Origin of the sequence: Novosphingobium sediminis (genome assembly GCF_007991615.1) — a bacterium.
GTDB classification, from domain to species: domain Bacteria; phylum Pseudomonadota; class Alphaproteobacteria; order Sphingomonadales; family Sphingomonadaceae; genus Novosphingobium; species Novosphingobium sediminis.
The window spans coordinates 83,516-94,434 of the sequence record NZ_BJYR01000006.1 but is presented as its reverse complement, the minus strand read 5'-3'; the positions used below and the strand labels follow the sequence as shown (position 1 = coordinate 94,434).

The window sequence follows — 10,919 nt, the reverse complement described above, 5'->3', positions numbered from 1 at the left end:
ACTTCGTCATTGCGAGCGCAGCGAAGCAATCCAGAGCGCCCAAACACACCCTCGGGATCAGGCCACCACCAGTTCCACCCCCGCCGCCTTCACCATCGCGGCGTGTTCCGGCGCAATCCCCGCGTCCGTCACCAGCACATCCACTTCATCCAGTCCGCAAACAATCGTCCCCGAACCGCTGGCAAACTTCGCCGAATCCACCAGCAGGATCACCTGCTCCGCCCGGTCGATCAGCCGCCGTTCCGCCGCCACCAAAACCACGTCCTGCTGCATCACGCCCTGCGGCCCGACCGACGCCGCGCCCATGAACAGCTTGGGCGCGTGGAAGCGCGGCATCGATTCCTCGCCTGCTGCCGCCAGAATGATGTTCTGCTCGCGAAACACCGTGCCCGAAGGCACCAGAATGCGCGTGCCCGCCTGCGGTAGCAGCGCGTTCACGATGTGGAGCGAATTGGTCAGCACCTGCAGGCCAAGCCCGGCGAGGTGCGGGCACATCTGCAAGGTTGTCGTGCCGCCGTCGATCATCACGCCTTCGCCCGGCTCGCACCGCGCCGCCGCCGCTGCCCCGATGGCGCGCTTTGCAGCCATGTTGCGGTTGATCGATTGGTCGAACGGCATGCCCGCCAGTTGCAGCACCGGCCCGCGCGCGCCATCGCTTGGCAGCTTCGCCCCGCCATGCACGCGCACGATCTGGCCCAGATCCTCCAGCCGCGCGAGATCGCGCCTGATCGTCGCGGGGGAGGCATCGAGCATCGCCTCCAGTTCGCGATAGGTGACGAAGCCGGTGCCCCGCATCGCCTCGACAATCACCTTTTCGCGTTCTGCGGCGTGCACCTTGGCCCCCTGATCGGATTCAATCAGAAACCGTCATGCCGTTCGGCCTCGAGTTGTTCAAGGCTTTTGCCCTCGTTGCGCGGCGCCCACGCAAAGCCGATCACGCCGCTCACTACAAGGAACCCCGTCAGGATCAGCGCCAGCGTGGTGAACCCCGTAGCCGTCAGCACCGGCACCACAAGGCTGAACACGCCAAGGCTCACGCGAACGATGGCAAAGCAGATGCCCTGCGCGGTTGAACGCAGCATGGTCGGAAACTGCTCCGCGCTCCACAGCTGGAAAAAGCTCTGCGCGCCAAACCCGCCGCCGAATTGCAGCAGGAACACATAGAGCAGCGCGACCGGGATCGTCAGCGGGAACACCACCAGCAGCCCCATGCCGATCACCTGCACCACCGCCGAAATCGCAAACAGCGTCCGCTGGTTCACTCGGTCCGCCAACTGCATGAACACGAGGCCGATGGAGGCCATGCCAATGGCAAAGCTCAAGGCCTGGATCGCCACCGCCTGCGCCTGCGTCGCCGCGCCCACGGTGCGCAGGATATAGGGGAAGAAGAACCCGTTGGTCCCCGCCCACAGGTTCCAGAAGCCATACATGCCGACAAGGCCCAGGATCGATGCGAGGTGCTTGCCCCGCAGCAGCGAGGATATCGGCGGCCGCTTCGCGCCGGAGGCCTGCGCTTCTTTCCACTTCACCGATTCCGCCATGCGCGAACGCAGGAACGTCAGCGCGACCGCGATCACCAGCAGGTGCGCAAACACGATCCGCGCGCCGAGTTCGCCCAGCCCGGTCAGCGCAAGGCTCATCAGCAGCACCACCACCGGCCCCAGATACCACAGCACTTGCGCCATGCCGGAATGCCGTGCCCGCTGCCCGTCTGGCGCACCTTCTGCAATCAGCGACCACGAAGCGGGAATGTCCGCGCCTACTGCCAGCCCCACGATCAGGAACCCGGCCACGATCATCCACGGCGCGACCGCAAACACCAGCAGCGCCATGCCTGCCGCGTAGATCAGCATGTCCCACTGGTAGATCGTCTTGCGCCCCAGCCGGTCACACAGGATGCCGCCGATAAGCGCGCCGATCCCCGCACCGATGGCATTCGGACCAAACGCGCCGATCAGCCCCAGAAACCCCGGCGAGAGGTGGTAATGCTCCTGCCACAGCGCCAGCGCCACCGATCCCGCCACGATCGAACCCGCATCGATATAGTTCGCGAGCCCCGCAAGGATCGTATCGCGCCAATGGTGCTGCTGTGCCGTCAAAACTTATCCCCTCACTAGATTGTCCGGGCTGATCTGGCTGACCCGGGTCACGCCCGTCAGCGCCATCGCCACGCGCATTTCCGCGTCGATCAGGCGCAGCATCTTCGCCACGCCCGCTTCGCCGCCCGCCGCCAGCGCAAAGGCCCAGGCCCGCCCGAGCAGCACGCCCTTCGCGCCCAGCGCCAGCATCCGCACCACATCGAGCCCTGATCGTACGCCGCCATCGGCCAGCACGGTCAGCCGGTCTCCCACCGCATCGGCAATTGGCGGCAAGGCGCGCGCGGTCGAAAGCACGCCGTCCAATTGCCGCCCGCCATGATTGGAAACCACGATCCCGTCCGCGCCGACATCTGCCGCCTGACGCGCATCCTCGGGATCGAGAATACCCTTCAGGATCAGCGGCCCAGACCACTCACTGCGGATGAAATCGAGGTCGCGCCAATGGATCGCCGGATCGAAATTCCCCCGCATCCACGCGAAGAAATCCTCCAGCCCCGTCCGCCCCTTCAGCACCGGCGCGATATTGCCCAGATGGTGCGGGCGGCCCCTGAGGCCGACATTCCACGCCCACGCAGGCCGCATCGCCGCTTGCGCAAACCGCCGCATCGCGCCCATCGGCCCTGCCGCGCCGGCAAGCCCGGACCGCACATCGCGGTAGCGGCTCCCCGGCACCGGCATGTCCACCGTAAACACCAGCGCTGAGCATTGCGCCTCGCGCGCCTGCACCAGCAGTTCGCGCATGAAGCCCCGGTCGCGGATCATGTAAAGCTGGAACCAAAAGGGTTTGCTGGCAGCAGCTGCCACTTCACCCAAAGGACAGACGGACACTGTCGAAAGCGTGAACGGCACCCCCGCCGCCTCCGCCGCCCGCAGCGCCTGAACTTCGCCGCGCCGCGCGTTCATCCCGGCAAGGCCAATCGGGGCGAGCGCAACCGGCATCGCCATGGATTGGCCAAACAGCTCTGCCGAAAGGTCGATATCCGCCACATCGGCCAGCACCCGCTGGCGCAGCGCAATCCCCGCCAGATCGCTCACGTTCCGCCGCAACGTCTCTTCGGCGTAGGACCCGCCATCGAGGTACTCGAACAGGAAGTGCGGCAGCCGCCGCCGCGCGGCTTCGCGAAAGTCGGCGATATTGGCAATGATCACTGGCCAGTCTCCATCCGCCAGCGCGCACGATAGGCTTCGAGATCGCCGGCCAGCGGCTCCACCTGCCGCAACGAGGCGGCTGGCGCCAGCCCCGGCTCGATCAGCCGCAGCGCGCCGAATGCGGCATCGCACGGGCCATCCGCCACCAGCACGCGGCAATCCGGCCGCAGCCCTGCCAGCGCCCGCACAAACACGTCTGCCCCCGCAAAGCGCCCCTCGACCACCAGCGTCTCGCGCGTCCCGATCAAGTCTAGCGCCGCATCCGCCATCAGCGCCGCATAGAGACACGCCGCCGCGCGCCGGTCTCCCGGCTCACCGATCCACCGCGCCGCCCGATCCGGAAACGGCCCGCAGCCCGGCGCCAAAGTCGGTAGCAGCATGGTGCCGCTCGCCAGCAGCCCCGGCACGGCGGCCACCAGTTCCGCCTGCTCAGCCGGATCATCGACCCGCGCACCCTGCGCTGCGAGTTCGATCTCCCGCCCGCCCATGAACCGCGCCGAAGGCACCGCACGCCCGTCGACATCGACGTTGACCAGACAGTCGCGCCCTTCCGGCAGCACCGGTGCATCGCCCAGCGGCCGCCGCATGGCGACGAACCACGTTCCGGTCGAAAGCACCGTCGCTTCCCGGTCTGCCACTTCGGCAAACCCGCGCGCCGCATGCAGCGCCGCATTGGAATCATGCAGCCCTGCCAGCACGTGCACCTTCGGCGAAAGCCCTGTCGCCGCCACAATTTCGGGCTTCAGCGTGCCCACCACGGCCGACGCATCCCCCACCGGCGCAAACCGCTCCGCCCAGCCCATCCGCTCTGCCAGCGGCGAAAACCCGCCCGCCGCCGGTGCCCACAAGTCGGTATGGCACCCCAGCGAACTCACTTCGCTCACAGCCGCGCCGCTCAGGAAACACGCCCAATACTGCGCCCAAGGCAGCAGTGTCGTGCCCTCCAGCAAGCCGCGCTCCTCCAGCCACCACAGCTGCGCGCCAAGGTTCAGCCCGTGGGGCAGGGCGGGGGAGCCCGTCACCGCAAAGGGATCCCGCGCCGCACGATAGCGCGCCATGGTCGCCGCCGGGATCTCGGCCTCATAGTCCAACGGCGCAAAAGCCAGCGCAGCGCCGCGCAGCGCCGCCACGCCCGCGCCATGCCCCACCGGCACAATCGCTTCCACCGGATGCGCCGCAAACGCGCCCAGCGCCTCGATCAGCCAATCGGATATGCCCGCCACATAGAGCGCGTCACCCGCCGCTGCATTGGGCCGCGTGCGCATGGCAATCCGCCGTCCGGCGTGGTCCCACAGGGAAACCTTGGCCAGCGTCTTGCCCAGATCGATCACGATGAAAGCGCCGTTAGTCAGCGCCGATCTCCCGTTTGCGTGTTCTCTGAAACGATCATTATCAATCAATATTGATCGTTTCCAGTAAAAATGTTAGCAGGCTCGCCAAGCGCAGCTCTTTTTTGCCGCCCAGAGGATGCCATGAACGCCCATACGCCAGTTGTCCCCGCGATTCCCCCCCATGCCATTCCCTTCGCAGTGCCCACCAGCCGCTGGGACGATGCGCATGCCGCCACGCTGCGCCCGGAGGAGCTCCTGCTCTATCGTTCAAACCTCCTCGGCAGCGATCTCACCGTCACCAACTTCGGCGGCGGCAATACCTCGGCCAAGCTCACCGGCACCGATCCGCTGACCGGCGCGGAAGTCCCCGTCCTCTGGGTCAAGGGCTCGGGCGGCGATATCGGCTCGATGAAGCTCGATGGCTTCTCCACGCTCTATCAGGACAAGCTGCTCGCCCTCGAAGCGCACTATTCGGGGCCGGATGACGACGACAAGATGGTCGGCTTCCTCCCCCATTGCACCTTCAACCTGAACGGGCGCGCCGCCTCCATCGACACCCCGCTGCATTCGCTGCTCCCCTTCGCGCATGTCGATCACGTTCACCCGGATGCGATCATTGCGCTCGCGGCAAGCTCGGGCGGTGAGGCTGCGACGCAGGCGATCTGGGGCGGCAAGATCGGCTGGCTCCCGTGGAAGCGCCCCGGCTACACCCTCGGCGTGATGCTGCGCGATTATGTCCGCGCCAATCCCCACGTCCAAGGCGTCATGCTCGCCGGCCACGGGATCATCTGCTGGGCCGATACCGCCAAGGCCGCCTACGAACACACCATCAGCCTGATCGCAGACGCCGCGCGCCACCTGAACGCCGCGATGGCCGCAAAGCCCGCATTCGGCGGCCAGATCACCGCGCCAAACCCGAACCGCGCCCAGATCGCCGCCGATCTCATGCCCCGCCTGCGCGGCTTGATGACCGGCGCGCGCCGCAAGCTCGGCCATTTCTCCGACGACGCCGAAGCGCTCGAGTTCACTGGCAGCGCAGACTTCCAGCGCCTCGCCGCGCTCGGCACCTCGTGCCCCGATCACTTCCTGCGCACCAAGATCGCGCCCCTCACGCTGGACCCCGCGCGCCTCACCGACGACGCCTACCTCGCGCAGCAGCTCGCCGACTACCGGGCGATGTATGCGGCCTACTACGAGCGCTGCAAGCGCCCTAATTCCCCCGCCATGCGCGATCCCAACCCGGTCGTCGTCCTCGTCCCCGGCGTTGGCCGCATCACTTTCGCCACCGACAAGACCACCGCGCGCCTTGCCGGCGAATTCTACGGCAACGCCATCAACGTCATGCGCGGCGCCGAAGCCATCGGCCAGTACATCGCGCTCGACGAACAGGAAGCCTTCGACATCGAGTACTGGCTCCTCGAAGAAGCCAAGCTCCAGCGCATGCCCGCGCCCAAACCCATGGTCGGCAAGATCGCGCTCGTAACCGGCGGCGCAGGCGGCATCGGAGCCGCCACCGCAGCCCGTTTCCTGCGCGAAGGGGCCTGCGTGGTCCTCGCCGACCGGGACGGGGCTGCGGCAGAGGAAGTGCGTGCCGGTTTCGCCGCGCAGTTCGGCAAGGATGTCGTCCGCGCGGCCCAATGCGACGTGACCGACGAAGCGCAAGTTGCGGCCACCTTCGCCTACACCGCACGCGAATTCGGCGGGCTGGATGTGCTTGTCGCAAATGCAGGCATCGCAAGCTCCGCCGCCATCGAGCAGACCACGGTCGAACTTTGGAACCGCAATTTCGATGTGCTCGCGCAAGGCTATTTCCTCACCGCCAAACACGCATGGGGCCTGCTCAAACGCATGAAGGAGCAGGGCGGCACCTCCGTGGTGTTCATCGGCTCGAAGAACGCCGTCGCCGCCGCCGCCGGGGCCTCCGCCTATGCCTCCGCCAAGGCCGCTGCCAATCATCTCGCGCGCTGCCTCGCACTCGAAGGTGCGCCGGAAGGCATCCGGGTCAACGTCGTCAATCCCGATGCGGTCATCAAGGGCAGCAAGATCTGGGACGGCGACTGGCGCAAGGAACGCGCCGCCTCGAACAAGATCGACGCCGGCGAGGAACTCGAAGCCCACTACCGCAATCGCTCGCTGCTGAAGCGCGACGTGCTGCCGGAAGACATCGCCGAAGCCGCCTTCTGGCTGGGCTCCGAAATGTCGGCCAAGTCCACCGGCAACATGATCAATGTTGACGCGGGCAACGTGCAGGCGTTCACCCGCTGATGGCCGCACCCATCCGTGCCCCAAAAAGCTCCCGTCACCCTGAACTTGTTTCAGGGTCCATCGGGCCGCATGCGCTGCTCCTTCCGGAAACAAGCAAACCGTAAGGCGAAGTGGCCACAAGCTGCGCTCCGGTTTTGCGGAGAGATGGACCCTGAAACAAGTTCAGGGTGACGAAAAAAGAGAGCGATTGTCCCGCACCGCAAGGAAGCGGCAGAAAGGAATGGAATGACCGAATTGCCCATCTCGTCCGACCTGATCGCCGAGCGCAACGCAGCCCACCTCGCGGCGCTGGAAGACGACTATGCCGCGCTCGGCCGCAAGCTCGCCCGCGCCGGGATCGATATCGATGCCGTAAAAGCCAAGGTCGCCGGGTTCTCTGTCGCCGTCCCCTCGTGGGGCGCTGGCCGTGGCGGCACCCGCTTCGCCAAGTTCCCCATCCCCGGCGAACCCACCAATATCCACGAAAAGCTGGAAGATTGCGCCGTCATCCAGCAACTCGGCCGCACCACGCCGCGCGTCAGCCCCCACTTCCCGTGGGACAAGGTGAGCGATTACAAGGCCCTGCGCGAGCACGCTGCCGCCCTCGGCCTCGGCTTCGATGCGGTCAATTCCAACACATTCCAGGACCAGCCCGGCCAGCCGCATACTTACGCCAACGGCTCGCTCGCCGCGCAGGATGCCGCAACGCGCCAGCAGGCCGTCGATCACAACATCGAATGCATCGAAATCGGCCGCCAGCTGGGCTCGACCGACCTTACTGTGTGGGTCGGCGACGGCACCAATTTTCCCGGCCAGCAGGATCTTGGCCGCAGCCTCGATCGCTATCTCGAAGCAGCCGCCAAGATCTACGCCGCGCTCCCCGATGACTGGCGCATGCTGCTGGAACACAAGATGTTCGAGCCCGCGTTCTACTCCACCGTCATTTCAGACTGGGGCTCCTCGATCCTCGCCGCGCAGGAACTCGGCCCCAGGGCCAAGTGCCTCGTCGATCTGGGCCACCATGCGCCCAACGTGAACATCGAGCAGATCGTCGCCCGCCTCCACCGCTTCGGCAAACTGGGCGGCTTCCACTTCAACGATAGCAAGTACGGCGATGACGACCTCGATTCAGGCTCGATCAACCCGCACCAACTGTTCCTCGTCTTCAACGAACTCGCCGAGGCCGAAGCCAACCCCCGCGACGGCTTCAACCCCAGCTACATGATCGACCAATCGCACAACGTCACCGATCCCATTGAATCGATGCTGTCCTCCGCCGAAACCATCACCCAGTGCTACGCGAAGGCCGCGCTGGTAGACCGCGCCGCGCTGCATGGGGCGCAGGAAGCCAACGACACGATGATGGCCTTCCAGTCGCTGCGCCGGGCATACAACACTGATGTTGCCCCAATACTTGCCATGGCGCGCATGGAGGCGGGCGGCGCGATCGATGTGCTGGAGGCCTACCGCCTCAGCCAATATCGCAGCCGCAAGGCGCAGGAACGCAAAGCGGTGGGTCTCGGCGCCGGGATCGTGTAGGCTTTTCCCGCGAAATCTGACGATATCTTGTCAAATTCCAGTCACGAAACTGGCATTGCCGTGCAACCGATGGTCTAGAGAACGCCGCTCAGCCGGGGAGTCCATGCCATCAGACAGATTGCCGCCTTGCCCTATCGTTTCGAGGACGTCACCGCCGATGCCGGGGTGCGCGTGATGCTTGTCACCTCGCGCGAAACGAAGCGCTGGGTCATTCCCAAGGGCAATCTCATGGCCTCGACGCTGCCCCATGTCGCCGCCGCTCGCGAGGCGGAAGAGGAAGCGGGCGTGGTCGGCGCGGCGTGCCCCACGCCGCTCGGCAGCTATCGCTACCGCAAGAAGCGCGGCAACGGCGCGTCGCTGATGGTCGATGTCGACGTATTCCCGCTCGCGGTCACGCGCGAACTGGCCGCATGGAAGGAACAGCACCAGCGCGAGCGGCGCTGGTTCACCCTTGCCGAGGCGGCGGATGCTGTCGACGAGCCGGATCTGCGCGACCTCATCCGTTCGTTCGCCGCACCTGAATTCAAAGCAGCGACACAGCGCACGAGTGTGCTAGGTGGCGCCCTGCAGCACACACGGATTGGATCAATGTTCGCCTGGTTTCAGCGCCTCCTGCCCCGTACGGGCAACTTCTTCGACATGTTCGAGGCTCACGCCACCACTGTGCTCGCCGCGTCCGATGCGATGGCGCGCCTGCTTGAGGAAGGCTCCTCGCGCGGCGATCACATCCGTGAGATCATCGAGCGTGAGAACGATGCCGACGAGATCACGCGGTCGGTGCTGCAGACGGTGCGCAAGACCTTCCTCACCCCCTTCGACCGCGGGGCGATCACCAGCCTGATCGGGGCGATGGACGATACCATCGACGAGATGCAGGCAGCCGCCAACGCGATCAGCATCTACGAGGTGAAAACCTTCGCGCCCGAAATGCGCGACATGGCCGGGATCATCGTCGATGCCGCCCGCGTCATGGCCGAAGCGGTGCCGCTGCTGCGCGATGTCGCGCGCAATGGCGCGCGGCTGCACGAACTCACCGAACGTCTGGTGCGCATGGAAGCCCATGCTGACGAGATCCACGCCGCCGGTCTGCGCCGCGCGCTGCGCGAATCCGGCGCGACGGACACGCTGCGCTTCGTGGTCGAGCGCGAGGTCTACAAGCACCTCGAACGGATCGTCGATGCCTTCGAGGATGCGGCGAACGAGATCGACGGCATCGTCATCGACCATTCCTGAGCCATGCACGAACTAGCCTTCCCGCTGCTCGTCGGGCTGATCGCAATCGCGCTGGCGTTCGATTACCTGAACGGGCTGCACGATGCGGCCAATTCGATCGCCACGGTCGTTGCCACGCGCCTGCTGACCCCCGTGCAGGCGGTGATCTTCGCGGCGGTGTTCAATGCCGGCGCCTATTTCCTCACGATCACCTTCCCGAGCTTGCAGGCGGTTGCCGCCACCATCGGCAAGGGCCTGATCGACAAGGATCTCGTCACCCCCGCCGTCGTCTTCGGCGCGCTGATCGGGGCGAGTACGTGGAACATTCTCACCTGGCTCAAGGGCATCCCTTCCTCCAGCAGCCACGCGCTGGTGGGCGGGCTGATCGGTTCGGGCCTTGCCCATGCCGGCATGTCCGGCATCCAGTGGAGCGGCCTCAACAAGACGCTCATCGCCATCGTGCTTTCGCCCACCATTGGCATGATGCTGGCGATGCTGGTCATGCTCCTCACAAGCTGGCTGTTCCGCAATGCCAGTGCGCGCGGGGCGGAAACCCGCTTCCGCTATCTCCACCTCATCTCCTCCGCCGCCTATTCGCTGAGCCACGGCCTCAACGATGCGCAGAAGACGATGGGGATCATCACCGTGCTGCTCTATTCGACCGGTCGGCTGACGGGCCCCTTCGAAGTGCCGCACTGGGTTGCGATCAGCTGCTATCTCGCCATTGGCTTCGGCACGCTGACCGGCGGCTGGAAGATCATCGAGACGATGGGCGGGCGCATCACCAAGCTCTCGCAGCATCAGGGCTTCAGCGCTTCGTTCGCAGGCTCCATCGTGCTGTTCGGCGCCTCCGCGCTGGGCGTTCCGGTCTCGACCACCCACACCGTGACCGGCGCGATCATCGGCGCCGGCACCGCCCGCCGCGCCTCCGCCGTGCGCTGGGGCGTCGCGCAGAGCGTGGTCGTGGCGTGGATCATCACGATCCCCGCGTCTGCCGCCGTCGGAGCCCTGTTCTACGCGCTGACGACGCTGTTCTAAGCCCGTCCTTCGCAATAACCCGCCTTCGTCATTCCCGCGAAGGCGGGAATCCAGAGCATCCCGCACGACGTTCGCGTTCGCAAACTCTGGACCCCCGCCTGCGCGGGGGTGACGAAATGTGGGGGGCTGGGAAATGGTGCCGGCTGAGCGATTTGAACCCCACAGCGGAGCCGCTTGCGGCGCAGCGCCATCAAGGACTCAGGGGGTTCTCAGCGGGAGGATGTTGGTGCCGGCTGAGGGATTTGAACCCCCGACCTTCGGTTTACAAAACCGCTGCACTACCACTGTGCTAAGCCGGCATTAGTGC

Annotated in this window: 8 protein-coding genes and 1 tRNA gene; 4 read left to right on the top strand and 5 right to left on the bottom strand. The window is 65.9% G+C overall.

The window, feature by feature from the left end:
* Positions 1 to 57: 57 nt before the first annotated feature.
* From NSE01_RS04630 to NSE01_RS04615, 4 genes are read right to left on the bottom strand one after another with little or no spacing between them, the layout of a single operon-like run.
* Positions 58 to 834, bottom strand: a complete 777-nt coding sequence (locus NSE01_RS04630) for a DeoR/GlpR family DNA-binding transcription regulator (protein ID WP_147158465.1) — start codon at positions 832 to 834, stop codon at positions 58 to 60.
* Positions 835 to 857: 23 nt separating this feature from the next.
* On the bottom strand, positions 858 to 2,099 hold the full coding sequence (locus NSE01_RS04625) for an MFS transporter (RefSeq protein WP_147158464.1): 1,242 nt from the start codon (positions 2,097 to 2,099) through the stop codon (positions 858 to 860).
* A gap of 3 nt (positions 2,100 to 2,102) precedes the next feature.
* Positions 2,103 to 3,248 (bottom strand): FMN-dependent L-lactate dehydrogenase LldD, encoded by a 1,146-nt coding sequence (gene lldD / locus NSE01_RS04620; protein WP_147158463.1) that lies wholly within the window; start codon positions 3,246 to 3,248, stop codon positions 2,103 to 2,105.
* Positions 3,245 to 4,579 (bottom strand): acetate and sugar kinases/Hsc70/actin family protein, encoded by a 1,335-nt coding sequence (locus tag NSE01_RS04615; RefSeq protein ID WP_246135031.1) that lies wholly within the window; start codon positions 4,577 to 4,579, stop codon positions 3,245 to 3,247. Before NSE01_RS04615 ends, lldD begins: the two co-directional genes overlap by 4 nt.
* Positions 4,580 to 4,720: 141 nt before the next feature.
* Between NSE01_RS04615 and NSE01_RS04610 the strand changes: the two genes are divergently transcribed.
* The 4 genes from NSE01_RS04610 to NSE01_RS04595 all read left to right on the top strand — a co-directional run bounded on the left by NSE01_RS04610 (position 4,721) and on the right by NSE01_RS04595 (position 10,612).
* Positions 4,721 to 6,844: a bifunctional rhamnulose-1-phosphate aldolase/short-chain dehydrogenase gene (locus NSE01_RS04610; RefSeq protein WP_147158462.1), complete on the top strand. Its 2,124-nt coding sequence runs from the start codon at positions 4,721 to 4,723 to the stop codon at positions 6,842 to 6,844.
* Between the two features lie 225 nt (positions 6,845 to 7,069).
* Entirely contained in the window at positions 7,070 to 8,362 is a 1,293-nt protein-coding gene (gene rhaI / locus NSE01_RS04605; RefSeq protein ID WP_147158461.1) for an L-rhamnose catabolism isomerase, read from the top strand.
* A 171-nt stretch (positions 8,363 to 8,533) separates the two neighbouring features.
* On the top strand, positions 8,534 to 9,595 hold the full coding sequence (locus tag NSE01_RS04600; protein ID WP_147158476.1) for a DUF47 family protein: 1,062 nt from the start codon (positions 8,534 to 8,536) through the stop codon (positions 9,593 to 9,595).
* A 3-nt stretch (positions 9,596 to 9,598) separates the two neighbouring features.
* On the top strand, positions 9,599 to 10,612 hold the full coding sequence (locus NSE01_RS04595; protein WP_147158460.1) for an inorganic phosphate transporter: 1,014 nt from the start codon (positions 9,599 to 9,601) through the stop codon (positions 10,610 to 10,612).
* Positions 10,613 to 10,836: 224 nt separating this feature from the next.
* On the opposite strand, the gene NSE01_RS04590 is transcribed toward NSE01_RS04595, so the two are convergent.
* Positions 10,837 to 10,911, bottom strand: a tRNA-Thr gene (locus NSE01_RS04590).
* Positions 10,912 to 10,919 lie beyond the last annotated feature (8 nt).